At 68.1% G+C, this 13,199-nt stretch carries 12 protein-coding genes; 7 read left to right on the plus strand and 5 right to left on the minus strand.

Going from position 1 to position 13,199, the window contains the following annotated elements; translation table 11 throughout:
* Positions 1 to 75 precede the first annotated feature (75 nt).
* The 5 genes from FB389_RS06895 to FB389_RS06915 all read left to right on the plus strand — a co-directional run bounded on the left by FB389_RS06895 (position 76) and on the right by FB389_RS06915 (position 6,123).
* Positions 76 to 2,775, plus strand: a complete 2,700-nt coding sequence (locus FB389_RS06895) for a phosphoenolpyruvate carboxylase (protein WP_425467248.1) — start codon at positions 76 to 78, stop codon at positions 2,773 to 2,775.
* Between the two features lie 3 nt (positions 2,776 to 2,778).
* Positions 2,779 to 3,897 carry a MalY/PatB family protein gene (locus tag FB389_RS06900; protein ID WP_142112212.1) on the plus strand — a complete coding sequence of 373 codons (1,119 nt, stop codon included), beginning with the start codon at positions 2,779 to 2,781 and terminating at the stop codon, positions 3,895 to 3,897.
* A gap of 67 nt (positions 3,898 to 3,964) precedes the next feature.
* Entirely contained in the window at positions 3,965 to 4,468 is a 504-nt protein-coding gene (locus tag FB389_RS06905; protein ID WP_142112214.1) for a nucleoside/nucleotide kinase family protein, read from the plus strand.
* 31 nt (positions 4,469 to 4,499) lie between these two features.
* The gene (locus FB389_RS06910; RefSeq protein ID WP_170207912.1) at positions 4,500 to 5,114 is read left to right on the plus strand and encodes a TetR/AcrR family transcriptional regulator; all 615 of its coding nucleotides are present in this window, start codon (positions 4,500 to 4,502) and stop codon (positions 5,112 to 5,114) included.
* On the plus strand, positions 5,107 to 6,123 hold the full coding sequence (locus FB389_RS06915) for a hypothetical protein (protein WP_142112218.1): 1,017 nt from the start codon (positions 5,107 to 5,109) through the stop codon (positions 6,121 to 6,123). Before FB389_RS06910 ends, FB389_RS06915 begins: the two co-directional genes overlap by 8 nt.
* Positions 6,124 to 6,174: 51 nt before the next feature.
* Here FB389_RS06915 and FB389_RS06920 read toward each other — a convergent pair whose 3' ends face one another.
* Entirely contained in the window at positions 6,175 to 6,990 is an 816-nt protein-coding gene (locus tag FB389_RS06920) for an HAD-IIB family hydrolase (protein ID WP_142112220.1), read from the minus strand.
* Positions 6,991 to 6,999: 9 nt separating this feature from the next.
* The gene (locus FB389_RS06925; protein ID WP_170207913.1) at positions 7,000 to 8,376 is read right to left on the minus strand and encodes a class I SAM-dependent methyltransferase; all 1,377 of its coding nucleotides are present in this window, start codon (positions 8,374 to 8,376) and stop codon (positions 7,000 to 7,002) included.
* 197 nt (positions 8,377 to 8,573) lie between these two features.
* Between FB389_RS06925 and FB389_RS06930 the strand changes: the two genes are divergently transcribed.
* Positions 8,574 to 8,855 (plus strand): HU family DNA-binding protein, encoded by a 282-nt coding sequence (locus FB389_RS06930; RefSeq protein ID WP_142112224.1) that lies wholly within the window; start codon positions 8,574 to 8,576, stop codon positions 8,853 to 8,855.
* A gap of 119 nt (positions 8,856 to 8,974) precedes the next feature.
* On the opposite strand, the gene FB389_RS06935 is transcribed toward FB389_RS06930, so the two are convergent.
* The gene (locus FB389_RS06935) at positions 8,975 to 11,515 is read right to left on the minus strand and encodes a lysylphosphatidylglycerol synthase transmembrane domain-containing protein (RefSeq protein WP_142112226.1); all 2,541 of its coding nucleotides are present in this window, start codon (positions 11,513 to 11,515) and stop codon (positions 8,975 to 8,977) included.
* A gap of 48 nt (positions 11,516 to 11,563) precedes the next feature.
* Entirely contained in the window at positions 11,564 to 12,337 is a 774-nt protein-coding gene (locus FB389_RS06940) for a CPBP family intramembrane glutamic endopeptidase (RefSeq protein ID WP_142112228.1), read from the minus strand.
* Positions 12,338 to 12,443: 106 nt separating this feature from the next.
* Between FB389_RS06940 and FB389_RS06945 the strand changes: the two genes are divergently transcribed.
* Positions 12,444 to 12,812: an SseB family protein gene (locus tag FB389_RS06945; protein WP_170207914.1), complete on the plus strand. Its 369-nt coding sequence runs from the start codon at positions 12,444 to 12,446 to the stop codon at positions 12,810 to 12,812.
* Between the two features lie 62 nt (positions 12,813 to 12,874).
* On the opposite strand, the gene FB389_RS06950 is transcribed toward FB389_RS06945, so the two are convergent.
* Positions 12,875 to 13,192 (minus strand): heavy-metal-associated domain-containing protein, encoded by a 318-nt coding sequence (locus FB389_RS06950; RefSeq protein WP_142112231.1) that lies wholly within the window; start codon positions 13,190 to 13,192, stop codon positions 12,875 to 12,877.
* Positions 13,193 to 13,199: the final 7 nt, after the last annotated feature.

The raw sequence follows: 13,199 nt of genomic DNA on the forward strand, positions 1-13,199 counted from the left end.
CGCGAGGCGGGTGGGGACTTAGGCCCATCGCGAAAGCGCATTACGCGTGAAACAATTTCCCTTTACCCTAGTGGGGTGACTGTTTCTGAATCCGCGGATGCCGCGGGCACCCCGGCCGCATCAAATGTGCGCCGTTCGTTCGCCCGCCACGAGGTCCCCGAACCGCTGCGTGAAGACGTTCGGATGCTCGGAAGGCTGCTGGGCACGGTGCTCGAAGAATCGGGCGGCAAGGAGCTGCTCGAATCGGTTGAGCACCTGCGCGAGCTGAGCATCCTCGCCTACGATGACCCGGAGTCCGACGCGCTGGCGCAGGCCAGGGAGCTGGTCGAGACCTACTCGATGCAGCAGGCTGAGCAGGTGGCGCGGGCGTTCACGTGCTATTTTCACCTGGCCAATCTGGCCGAGGAATACCACCGCGTGCGGGTGCTGCGCCAGCGCGAGGCCAACGTGGACGCGCATGCGATTACGCAGGATGACACGCTGCCCGATGCGTTTGCGCAGCTTTCCGCCGAGGTCGGGCACGAGGAAGCGGTGCGCAGGCTCACCGAACTCGAATTCCGGCCGGTCCTGACCGCGCACCCGACCGAGGCGCGCAGGCGCGCGGTTACCGGGGCGATTCGCCGTATTTCCGAACTGTTGGCGGAGCGGGATTCGCTGCGGTTGGGCGGCACGTCCCTGGCGGAAAACGAGCGTTCCATGCTCGCCGAAATCGACGGGCTGTGGCGCACGGCCCTGATTCGCACGTCGAAGCCAACCGTGTTGGACGAGGTGCGCCAGATCATGGCGGTGTTCGAATCGACGCTGTTCAACGTGATCCCGGCGGTCTACCGCCGCTTCGACGATTGGCTACTCGGGGAGCGCGCGGGACGGATCGAACCGATCGTCACCCCGTTCGTGTCGCTCGGGTCCTGGATCGGCGGGGACCGGGACGGCAACCCGAACGTGACCGCGGAAATCACCCGCGAGGCCACGCAGATCGCCTCCGAGAAAATCCTGACCGCCCTGGAGCGTTCGACCCACGACATTGCGCGTCGGCTCACCGTCGATGACGACACCACCAAGCCGTCCGCGGCACTCAACGGACTGTGGACCCGGCAGCGCCAACTATCGCGCCGCCTCACCGAACTTGCGGACGCAAAGTCCGCGAACGAGCGCCACCGAGCCGTTCTGCTGGTCATTTCGGAGAGGATAGCCGCCACCAGGCGCCGGGATGCGGACCTGGCCTACGCGTCCGCGGAGCAACTCGAGGCCGACCTGCGCGTCGTGCAGGACTCCCTGATCGCGGCGGGGGCGCCGCGCGCGGCCTACGGCGGGTTGCAGAACCTGATCTGGCAGGTGCAGACGTTCGGGTTCCACCTGGTGGAGCTGGAGGTGCGCCAGCATTCGCAGGTGCACGAGGAGGCGCTGGCGGATATCGCTGAGAACGGCCTGGACGGCGATCTGAAGGAGCGCACGGTAGAGGTGCTGGACACCTACCGGGCGATCGGCGCCATACAGAAGCGATACGGCGTGCGGGCCGTGCGCCGGTACATCGTGTCGTTCACGCAGAAGCCGGAGCACCTGGCGGCCGTCTATCAGCTCGCGAATCTTGCTTTCGAAGGATCGGATGACGCCCCGATCATCGACGCGATCCCGCTGTTTGAGACGTTTGCCGACCTAGAGCACAGCGTGGACATCCTCGAAGCCATGTTGCTGTTGGAGCCCGTTCAGCGGCGCCTTGAAGCAAACGGTCGGCGCGTCGAGGTCATGCTCGGATACTCCGATTCGTCCAAGGACGTCGGTCCCGTATCGGCCACCTTGGCCCTGCACTCCGCGCAGGAACGAATCGCGCAGTGGGCGCAGCGGCACAACATCACGCTCACGCTGTTCCACGGGCGCGGCGGGGCGTTGGGCCGCGGCGGCGGCCCCGCCAACCGCGCGGTGCTCGCGCAGCCGCCGCATTCGGTCGATGGTCGGTTCAAGCTCACCGAGCAGGGCGAGGTCATTTTGGCGCGGTACGGCGATCCGACGATCGCCGTGCAGCACATCGAGCACGTCGCGGCGGCGACCCTGCTCGCGTCGGCGCCCTCGGTTGAGGAACGCAACGAAGCGGGCGTGCAGCGCTTCAAGGAACTGGGCGCGCGGCTGGACGAGGCGTCCCGCCTGGCCTTCCACGAACTGGTGAAGGCCGACGGGTTCCCGCAGTGGTTTGCCGAGGTCACCCCGCTTGAAGAGGTCGGGCTGCTGCCGATCGGATCGCGCCCCGCCCGGCGCGGCCTGTCAGTATCGTCCCTGGACGACCTGCGGGCGATCCCGTGGGTGTTCTCGTGGTCGCAGGCACGGCTGAACCTGGCCGGATGGTACGGGCTAGGCAGCGCGTTGGAGGCCGTGGGGGACGTGGACGAGTTGCGCGCGGCCTACCGGGAGTGGCCCGTATTCGCGACGATGATCGACAACGTGGACATGTCGTTGGCGAAGTCGGACGACCGCATTGCGCAGCAGTACCTGGCGCTGGGTGATCGCGATGATCTGGCGGAGCGGGTGCTGGCGGAGTACCGGCGCACGGTTGAGTGGGTACTGAAGGTGATTGACGCTCCGTGGCCGCTCGCGAATCGCCGTGTGCTGGGCCGCGCGGTGCAGCTGCGCAGCCCCTACGTGGGTGCGCTCTCGCTCATTCAGGTCCGCGCCCTGCGGGCGCTGCGCACCGGCGACCACCAGTCCAGCAAGGAAGAACTACAACACCTGTTGCTGCTCACCGTCAACGGCGTTGCGGCTGGCCTGCAAAACACGGGGTGATGCGTGGACCCGCTCGATGTGCCCCTGCGACTGCTGCGGCAGCGCACCAGCGTCAAATGGTCGACATACGGGCCCGACGTTCTGCCGCTGTGGGTCGCGGAGATGGATTGCGACCTGGCCGAGCCGATTGTCGGCGCCGTCACGCGGGCCGTGCAGCGCGGGGACACCGGCTACTGGGCGGGTAAGCACCTGCGCGACGCGTTCGGCGAGGTGGCGGCGGCCCGGTGGGGTTGGGACGTCGGCGCGCTGAGCAGCGTGGCCGTCCCGAACGTCATGTCCGGGGTCGTGGCGTGCCTCGATGCGGTGGTGGAACCGGGCACCCCCGTGCTCGTGGCAAGCCCCGTCTATCCGCCGCTGGCGCAGTACCCGCGTCAGGCCGGGTACCCGGTGCATCGCGTCGCGCTCACGGCGGCCGGGCGGCTGGACCTGGCGGCGCTCGCAGAAGCATTCGGGCACCTGCCCTCCCGGGGCGCGGCGCCGCGGGGCGCCTTCTTGCTTTGCAACCCGCACAACCCCACCGGCGTCGTCCACACGCGCGCGGAATTGGAGGAGCTGGGCCGCATCGCGCGGGAATGCGCGGTGGTCGTGATCGCGGACGAGATTCACGCGCTGGTTTCCTACGAACCCTTCACCCCCGCGCTCAGTGCGATCCGCGAGGCGTACGCGCTGCATTCCGCGTCCAAGGCCTTCAACCTGGTCGGGATGAACATAGCACTGCTCTGGTCCGCCGATCCGGTGCCCATTTCGCCCGCGATAGCGCACGGCGATCAGATCAGCGCCATCGCGCACACCGCCGCCCTTCGCGAATGCGGGCCGTGGCTGGACCAGGCGCTGTCGGCCCTCACGAATCGCCGCCGCCTGCTGACCGATTTCATTCGCCGCGAAGCGCCGATTATCGGATTCGCGCCACCGCAAGCGACGTACCTGGCCTGGCTTGATCTTGCGGCCGCCAGCGGCGCGCGGGGAGAGCGAATATCGGCGACCGTCCTGCGCGAGCGGGCGGGTCTGGCCCTGACCTCCGGCACGGCCTTCGGGTCGGCTAACCACGTGCGACTAAATTTTGCGACGAGTCCCGCCATCCTCCTTTCGGCACTGGAACGTCTTGCGAGCGTCGTCGCGTAGCTCGGTGCGCCCGCTGGCTCGATCCATGGGAGATACTGGCTCGGTGCGCGCCCCACATACCATCACGATGACACAATTGGCCGAGCTGGCCTCGCGCGAACCGCACCCGCTGGTCGCGATCGACGGGCGCTCGGGGGCGGGCAAGACGGTGGCCGCGGCGCACCTGGGCGCCGCGCTGCGGCTACCGGTGGTGCACCTGGACGACTTTGTCCCCGGGTGGGACGGTTTGCGGCAGGGGGTGGAGGCGGTCCGCCACGGAATCGCGTTGCCCGCGGCGCGCGGGCAACGCGCGGGATGCGAGTCGTGGGACTGGAACGCCGGGGGGGCCGGACCGTTTGTGCGGATTGATGCCGCTGCGGGGTTGATCATCGAGGGATGCGGCGCCGCGGCCGCGGTGCGGGGACTGACGGACCTGGCGGTGTGGATCGCGGCACCGACGAAGGTGCGCATGGCCAGACTCGAGGGGCGCAGCGACTGGGACGCCTATGCGCCGCATGCGGCGATGTGGGCCCTGCAAGAAAGCGCGTTGGTCAAGGAGTTTGGGTGGCCTCGTCGGAAATTGGTCCTATAAAAACGAACGTTCGTTCTGTATAGTCGGACGCATGCCGAAGGTTTCCGAGGAGCATCGAGTCGAACGCCGCGATCACGTCATCGAGGCGACGCTGCGGCTCATCGTCGATCAGGGAGTCCACCGGCTTTCGATGGCGGACATCATTCACGAATCGGGGCTGTCGGCGGGGTCCATCTACAGTCATTTTGCCAGCAAGGACGAGATTCTGGGAGCCGTCGTCGAGCTGTCACTCATGACCGCCACCGCGAACCTGCGCGAACTGCTTGCGCGCGAGCCGCTTCCCGATCCCGCCGAGGTGATTGAGCGTCTGCTTCCAAAATTCGCCGGGGCGAGCGGGTCGGTCGCGCTCATTCAGGTGTGGGGGCAGGCCGTCGTTGAGCGACAACTCGGCAGCATCGCCACCACCCACGTCGCGCAACTGCGCGAGGCCTTTGACCAGTATGCAGAATACTGGCTTGCTGAACAGGGCATTGCACGCCCGGGCGCCGGGCGCGAGCTGGGGGCCCTGCTCCTCGCCCTGAGCCAGGCCTTCACGGTGCAGACCGCGTTCGGTGAGCCGTTCGAGGTGGACGAACTCAAGGCGAGCATCGTGCGCGCCGCGGAACTCTTCGCGGCCGCCGAGCGAGTCGGCGGCCACCGTGGCTAACGCCCCACAAGCCGGTGGCGGGACCGGGACCGTCCCGCCACCACATTCCGCTCGAAGCGACGAGTACGACGCGTTCGGCCCGTGGATCGACGAGGTGCGGACCGCCGACCAGATCCCCCGGCTGTACCGGGACTACCTGGTGGATTTCGCCGCGGCGCGCACCATCCTGAAAATACCGCGAGACATAGAACGCCGCAAAGCCAATCCCGGCATGGATCTGTACGACAACCTCGTCATCCTGACCGCAGAGGAGCTGACGATCCTCACCCGCGCCGAAGCGGCGTACACCGCGGTCACCCTGGCGCTGGGTGACATCGTTGCGATGCGAACGAGCGTGAATCTCCTGGCCGGGAGGCTGGATCTCCACAGCCGGTCGGCAGGCCCGGTAGTTGTGCGCTTCAACAGTTCCTCGCGCGAGCGCATCGATGCCCTGGTCGACCAGATCCGCGACCGCGCCTGGCGGGGCGAGCGCTCGGCGGGGTGCGCGCAGGGAGGGGACCCGGGGTGGCGGGGCGAGCGCCCGGGTCGTGGCTGCGACCGCGCGGCCGACCCCGACCGCACAGAGGCGGCACTGGCTCCTCTGGCCGAAAGCGATTTGGTACTGGTAAACCAAACGAGGCGCGACCTCCAGGCGGACCCGGCGGCGCGGGTGGTTGCCGCGCAGGCTCGCCGCAACATCTCGGTGAAGGCGGGCGCCAGGGCGAAGTTCATGAGCTGGCTTCGCCCCCTGCGCCTGACCGCGCTGGCCGTCGTGGAATCAGGCGAGCAGGTGATCATTCGCTCGCGTGCGAGCGGGATAGCGCAACGGCGGATGGCCGACTACTCGCTGGCCGAAACGTTCATATTTGCCCCCGCCGCGACGGGTGTGACCGCGGACCCGCTCGTGACGTACCACGACGTTACCCGGGTTTCGATCACATTCGCGTCGTCGGCGATCACCTTCGAGACGGTTTCCGGTTGCGGGGTGCAGCGCGCGCTCGCGGAGCGATTGGGGCCCCGCCGGGCGTGATCAGCTCCAGCCCGCGGGGCGCCCGGATGCGGCGTGCGGGCGGCCGCGCCCCTATCCGAGCGCGCGAACAATAGCGACCGCCAGGCCCGAATCTTCGTTGGTGGGCACGACCTCGCCCGCAGCGCCCTGCACGATGGGGGATGCGTTGCCCATCGCGAACGAGCGCGCGGCCAGCCTGAACATGCCGATATCGTTTTGGCCGTCGCCCGCCGCAGCGATCTGCTCCGACCCGACCCCCAGCTGGTCCGCCACGAGTGCGATTCCGTGCGACTTGTCGGCCGCACGGGCCGTAATCTCCAGGTAGTTTTCGCCGGTCAACTGCCCGTGCAAGGTCGCAGGCAGCGCCTCCAAGACCTGCCTGCCGCTGTCCGGCATCGCCGGGTTGGGCGGGACCATGATCTTCAGCGGAGCAGTCACCGCCAGATCCGCGTCAAACTGGCCGGAGGCCGCGATGCCGGTCACGCGGGCCTCGTAGTCGACCACCGCGGCGGGGCGGCTGTAGAACCAATCGGTTTCGGTGAACCAGCTCATGGGCGTTCCGATGCGTTCGCACTGTTCGTAAACGGCCAGCGCCGCCGACAAATCGATGGGATGCCGGGCAAACGCGGTCAGCGAACCCGTGGCACTGACCGTGCCAACCCAGGCGCCCTGCAACGCGACCACCGGTTCGCCCACCAGGTCCAACTGCGCCTGAATGCGCGCGAGGGCCAGCGCGCTGCGCGCCGACGCCAGCACGACGTGGACGCCAGCGGATCGCGCCCGAGATATGGCAGCGCGCACCTCGCCGGTGAGGCGATGGTTAGAGGTCAGCAGGGTGCCATCGACATCAGAGGCGAACAAACGAACGGCGGGCGAGGTTGTAGCCATGACTCGAGCCTACCGGGCGGAGCGGCTCGAAAGCGTCACAACGAATTTAGGGGACGAGGCCACCAGGGTCGTCGGCCCCACGCGCGCCCGCAGGGCGGACGCGTACCGCAGGTGCCGATTGGCGACCACCACCAGGCGGCCGCCGGGGGCGAGTATGCGGCCCGCGGAGGCGAACATGGCGTGAGCGCCGCTGGTATCGATGCCCGCACCCTGGTGGAACGGCGGATTGCACACGATGAGGTCCACGCTGGCAGCGCGGATGCCCGCGGCCGCGTCCGCCCACCAAGTCGCGATGCCCGGTTCGGGGGCGGTGGCGCAGGCCTGCTGGCCGGACGCGTTCGGCGCATCGTGCGGGCGGCACGCGATTCCCGCGGCCAGCGCGGTGCGCCCGGCGGAGGCGACCGCCAGCGCGGAGTCATCCGTAGCAATGACGGTGGCCCCGGGGCAGCGCGAAGCGATCCACGCGGCCAAGATCCCGGTCCCGCAGCCCAGGTCCACCGCCGTGCGCGGGGGCGGACCCTGGTCCAAGACGGCGGGCAGGGCCGCCAGCAATGCGCGCGTGCCGATGTCCACGCGGGTGCCGGCAAAGACCCCTGGCAGGGCTACGACATCCAGGTCGAGGCCGAGCTCTGGCTCCGAAACTCGAAGGGACGAGGCGGGATCGTATGCGGGCGTGGGCGTGGGGAGACGGGGAACTCGTCCCACCAAACCACGTGCCTTATGGGCGCCGCGCGTTGCGTGCACGTCTTCCAGGTGGCGTTCGAGCACCTGGTTCATCGAGCGGTGCAGATGCTTGACCCGCTGCACCCAGACCACCTGGGCGCCCGGAGCCGCGTTGGCGGCAGCGATCCGGCTGAAGTAGGAAAGGCGGTCCAGCGCCTTGGGGGCTGCGCCGAGCACGAGGTTGGCGCCGGCCATGGCCGCGGCGAGCGAGGCGGTGGGATCGGGCACGGGCAATGGCGCGCCCGGTGGCGGGGCGGGGGCGGTGCCCGGTGGCGGGGCGGGGGCGGTGCCCGGTGGCAGCGGGCGCGCGGTCGCTGCCCCAGGGGCGGCCTCGTCAGCGGCGAAAGCGCGGGCATACGCACTCGCGCACTGCGCGGCGACGCGATCACGCGCCGAACGCGAGTCGTTCCACGTGGTGACGGCCGCGCCCGTCGCGACGGCGTGGGCCACCAGCGCGCCGTCATCGTCATCGATAATGCAGATGCGCGGGCGGGTCGGGTCGTCGCGCCAGGCGTCAAGGAGCCACTGGTCGATGAGTTCCGCGGCGAGGCGCGATGCCCCCGCCGGCGGCGGCCCGCTCGTTGCCAGCGCGGTCGGCGGGACGCCTTGTGCGCCGAGCGGGGTGTGTGCCCACGGGGGCACCGGGGGGCCGGATGAGGTCATCAATCCAGTGTGCCGCAATGGTGAGCGTGTTACTAATGGTGAATGTGTGGTGAAAATGACCACGAAAACGCCTAAAACGTGCGGATGCCAAGGCATGTTTGCGTTGGATAACGTATCGTGGTGGACGCAATGCGGCCGCGCCGCAAACCAAGTCATGCCGGGCACGCGTACAGATGCGGGCCCAAGAAGGGATTCTTATGTCGCTCAACCGTTCGGACGTTGTTTCCGCGATTGCTGGCAAGTCGGGTCTGACCAAGGCTCAGGCCGATGAGGCGCTTTCGGCGCTGCAAGAAGTTCTGCTCGAGTCTGTCGCGAGCGGCGAGGGCGTCAAGCTCACCGGCTTGCTGGCGGTCGAGCGCGTCGAGCGCGCCGCTCGCACCGGCCGCAACCCGCGCACGGGCGAAGAAATCGCCATCCCCGCCGGGTTCGGCGTCAAGCTCACCGCGGGCAGCCTGCTGAAGAAGGCCGCTTCCAAGTGACCCGATGAGGTTTAGCGCCTGACCGCAAGGTCGAGGCAGGGGCCCGAGTCAGCTGATCGCTGGCGCGGGCCCCGTTTCGTTGTAGGGGCCAGGCAGCGGCCCCGCGCGGGCCGCGAGGCCTAAACCAGGTTCGTGCGCTGGAGGCGCTGCATCGCGAGCCATCCGAAAGGGATCCGTCCCCAATACGTCACGACCCGGAACAGCACCACGATCGAGGTCGCAATCGGTGCGGCGACCCCGGCCGTCGTGGTCAACCCGGTGATCAGGGCGAATTCGACGGCCCCGACGCCCCCGGGGGTGGGGACCGCGGCGCCGATGGTGTTGCCGATGAGGTAGACGACGGTGACGTCCAGCAGGGAGACGGACTGGCCGAATGCGCGCAGGGACGCGTCGAAAGCGAGCACAAACCCGAAGGTCATCAGCAGGTTGCCGACCAGCGCGATAGCGACGCGGTGCGGTTGCATCAGCACCTCGCTCAGGCGCGGCCAGATTTTGCGCGCCAACGGAACCGTCTTCGCCGCCGCCCATTTGCGCACCCGCGGCACCAGCAAGAGCACGACGACCGCCAGCACCACCCCGACGACCGCCGCGACCACGGTCGTGGAGGGAAGCGCCCGGAACACGGCGACATCGCCGGTCACCAAAATCAGCACGAGCAGCATGATGATAGTGACCACTACCTGCGAAAACTGCACCAGCGTGACCGTTGCCATGGCGAGTGAGGTCGCGACCCCGCGGGTCGTCAGAAGGCGCAGGTTTAGCACCGCGGGACCGATGCCAGCGGGGGCGGCAAGCGTCACGAAGGACGAGGCCACCTGGACCATGAAGGCGTCCTTGACCGGGACGCGAACGGGCGAAAGCGCGACCAACGCCACCGCCGCCCCGAGCCAGGTCGCCACCCCCAGAACGAAGGCGATGGCGAACCACCACGGGTTGGCTTCGCTCACGGCCGACTTGATGTCATCGAACCCGACCGAGGTAATTATCACGGTCAATGCGATGACCGTCAGCGTGGTCATGACGATGCGGCGGGGGCTGAAGCGCGCCACCTGCAGCGGTTCCACGTCGGCGTCGGGAATCTGGGCGGCCAGTTCGGCGCGCAATCGCTTGAGGACCTGGCGATCCGCGCGCACGCGCGCCCGCGTCGAGGTCGGCAGCGTCGGAGGTTGAATCAGCGGCCCGATGCTCGCCGCATCGACCCCGGCGGACATCGCAGATCGAACGGCGCGCTGCGGCCCGACGCTGAGGGTCATGAGCGCCAGCGCCTGGGCGAGGTCGAGGCGGCGGGAGAATTCGGAGGAGGCGACCACCCCGGATTCCCATCCGGTGAGCCACACGGTTGGGGCGCCTTGCGCGGAACGGACGAGTATCGTGTCGCTGGTCAGTTGGCGGTGCGACAGCCCGTGGCTGTGCGCCAGGAGGAGCTGATGCCACACCTCCGCGAGCAACTCGTCGGATATCTCGGCGCAGTCCAGGTCCCGCCACGGCACGGCGCCGTGCGTGTGCTCCTGGATGAGCATCATCGAATCGTCCGCCGCCGCCACCCCGCGCAGGCGCGGGGTGTTCACTCCCGCCGCCTCCGCCGCATAGGCGGTCAGCGCCGCGCGCTCCGCAACCGCGCGCAGGGATGAGCCGGATCCGCCTTCGATTCCGCGCAAGCGGATGGATTCCCACAGCCGCGACAGGAACCCGATCACCTGCCGGTCACCGTCCAAGACGACGACGTCGAGTCGCGGGCCGTCGGGGGTCGTGAGCGCGTACACCCGCTGGCGCGATTGGCGCACGATGGCCCGCGAGGCGGGATCCGTTGCCGTGCGCGCGATCGCGGTGGTTGTGGGCAGCGGTTCGTTGAGCGCGACGGCACTAACCGGGGGACCATCGCTGCGCGCCGACCGCGAGAGCACCGCTTCGGTGTCGGTCACATCCCGCACCCGCGCGAGCGCGATCGGGTCGAAACCCACCCTTCGCAGCGCCTGCACCAGGTCATCGCCGTAGGCGCGTTCGTTATCGACCCCCGCGGCGTAGCGCACCGCCAGGCCGCCGATGCGGCCGACCAGGATCGCCAGCGCCGCGCCCGGAATCGTGACCTGCCCGGCGATGAGGACCAACGCCAACCCCACCCACAGCAGGTTCCATGTCACGCGAACAGACTTGCGCCGCGTGCGCGGTCCCGCCATCGTGAGCAGCGCGCTGAGCGCCGCCACATAGACCGGCACGGTGAGGGTCAGGGATCCGTGGGACCACACCGAAAGCCCGATGAGCATGTTGCGGCTGGCGAAGGAGTCGAGCAGAAACACCGTGCCGATCCCCAGCGCGGAGCCGGCGAGGCTGGCGACTAGCGTGAATGCCGCCTGCCGAAATGCGCGCCCGATCATCAACTCGATCAGCACCGCTATCGGTGCGGCAACGATCAAGAAGAACTCCATGACGCGCACCGGGATCGACAGCACCTGGGTGAAGACCGTCGAAACCTGGCGCACGTCGTCGGCTATACCCGCCGCTGTTTCGTGGGCGAACACCGCAAGCATCAGAACGAGCGCCGAGCCGAGCACGGCGAGCACTATCGCCACCAGGTCGCGCGGGTGCCGGACGCGACGGGGGATCTCGTCATCGAGAATTCGCACCCGCGGGCGCAACTGTTCATCCCCCGAATGTGCCATAGAGGCGATTCTAGGCGAGCGGGTCGGGAATTGGGCGGCCAGTCGCGGTTAGGTGATTCCGAACGCGGCCAAGACCGAGTGGGGAATGTACTGATACCCGACGAAAGCGACCACGTCGAGCACGCTATGCGCGATGACCAGGGGTAACGTTCGCCCGCCGCCGCGCCAGCGATAGTAGGCGGCGAAGACAATTCCCATCGCCACGTTCCCCACGAAGGGGCCTATCCCCTGATACAGGTGGTAGGTGCCGCGCAGCAGGGCGCTCGCGGCAACGATCGCCCACGGCTTGCACCGCAGGTCGCCGGCGCGCACCGAGAGGTAACCGACCACGATGACCTCTTCGAGCACCGCGTTCATGATCGCGCGCAAGATCAAGATGGCGGGCGCCCACCACAGCGGGGAGAGATCGGCGGCGGACACGGAAACGGTAATGCCCAGCGCGCGACCGGCGATGTAGAGAGCTATGCCGGGCAGGCCGATCGCGGCGGCAAGAACCAACCCGTGCAGGGTGTCGCGAGCCGGATACGTGCGCGTAAGACCCAGCAAACGCAGCGGTTGCGGGTGATCCCGCGCGAGCAGAAAGACCGCCAAACCGGCCGGCACCAGGGTGAACGCGATCGCGAGCAACTGGTAGGTGAGGTCCAGTAGGGGGCGATCCGAAAGGGCCGAATTCAGGGACGTGCTTTGCTGCCCGAGGGAGGTACCGGCAGTGAGGCGAGCGACGATCGTGACAACCGAGTAGACGGCGCTTTGCCCCAGGCTCAGGGCGAGCACAAGCAGAATCTCAACGCGCACTAGGCGCGGGTCGCGAATAAAACTCACCCGACCGCCTCCCGGTGGAATGCCGATTGATTGTTGGACACGCTACCCGGACGGGCTATCCTGTGACTACATACGCGCGTGGAATGCAACGAGGAGCGACGAGGCCATGACTTTTCCAGCGAACGACCTTGAGAAGATGCTCGAGGACGCTTCAGAAGACCGGCTCGACATCGGCACGTTCTTGCGCACACTGGTGCGATCAACCGCCTGGGTTCCGGTGTCCGCGGGCGAGGCGGGGGAAGGCCCGCAGATCCGCACGGTGCGCATTGAATCCCAGCCCTACGTGCGGGTCTTCACCTCGGAAGAGCAGGCGCGCAGCGTGCTTCCCGAAAAAAACTACATCAATCCCGTGCTGGGAACGGTTCTGCGGAACCTGCCCGGAGACTGGGGGCTGGTGATCAACCCCAACGCGGCATTTGGGTTCACGATCAACGCGCAGACCATACGCACGATCCTCGCCGACGAGGGCCTCTAAGTCGAAACCGAGGCGCTGGGGCCGTTGTCCAATGAAGTGCAACGGCCCCGCCTAGCCCGCCCCTACTTACAGCCGCATCCGCCGCATCCGCATCCGCCCGCCGACTGCGCGTCGGCGGCCACGAGCGAGATCAGGTCGGGCGCCGCGGCGACCGAAGTGGGCGGCCCGGCCAATTCGTAGCCGGCCTCGTCGATCGCGGCCGCGATCTGCTCAGCGGGAAGCGAGCCGCTCGAGGTTATGGTCACGGTCGATGCCGCGCCCGGCGTCAGGTCGACGTCGACGCCGTCGACCCCGGCCAACTCGCTCAGCTCCGCGGTAACTGCCTTGACGCAGTGCCCGCACGTCATGCCGTTGACCTTGATGGTTGTGGTCGTGCTCATTGCCAAG

The sequence above is a fragment of the Rarobacter incanus genome (assembly GCF_006715765.1).
Classification (GTDB): Bacteria; Actinomycetota; Actinomycetes; order Actinomycetales; family Cellulomonadaceae; genus Rarobacter; species Rarobacter incanus.

Bases quoted from the DNA above. Each gene is read 5' to 3' on its own strand.
- FB389_RS06920 (WP_142112220.1), bottom strand. From the start codon at position 6,990: ATGGCTACAACCTCGCCCGCCGTTCGTTTGTTCGCCTCTGATGTCGAT.
- FB389_RS06930 (WP_142112224.1), top strand. From the start codon at position 8,574: ATGTCGCTCAACCGTTCGGACGTTGTTTCCGCGATTGCTGGCAAGTCG.
- FB389_RS06925 (WP_170207913.1), bottom strand. From the start codon at position 8,376: ATGACCTCATCCGGCCCCCCGGTGCCCCCGTGGGCACACACCCCGCTC.
- FB389_RS06945 (WP_170207914.1), top strand. From the start codon at position 12,444: ATGACTTTTCCAGCGAACGACCTTGAGAAGATGCTCGAGGACGCTTCA.
- FB389_RS06935 (WP_142112226.1), bottom strand. From the start codon at position 11,515: ATGGCACATTCGGGGGATGAACAGTTGCGCCCGCGGGTGCGAATTCTC.
- FB389_RS06905 (WP_142112214.1), top strand. From the start codon at position 3,965: ATGACACAATTGGCCGAGCTGGCCTCGCGCGAACCGCACCCGCTGGTC.
- FB389_RS06910 (WP_170207912.1), top strand. From the start codon at position 4,500: ATGCCGAAGGTTTCCGAGGAGCATCGAGTCGAACGCCGCGATCACGTC.
- FB389_RS06950 (WP_142112231.1), bottom strand. From the start codon at position 13,192: ATGAGCACGACCACAACCATCAAGGTCAACGGCATGACGTGCGGGCAC.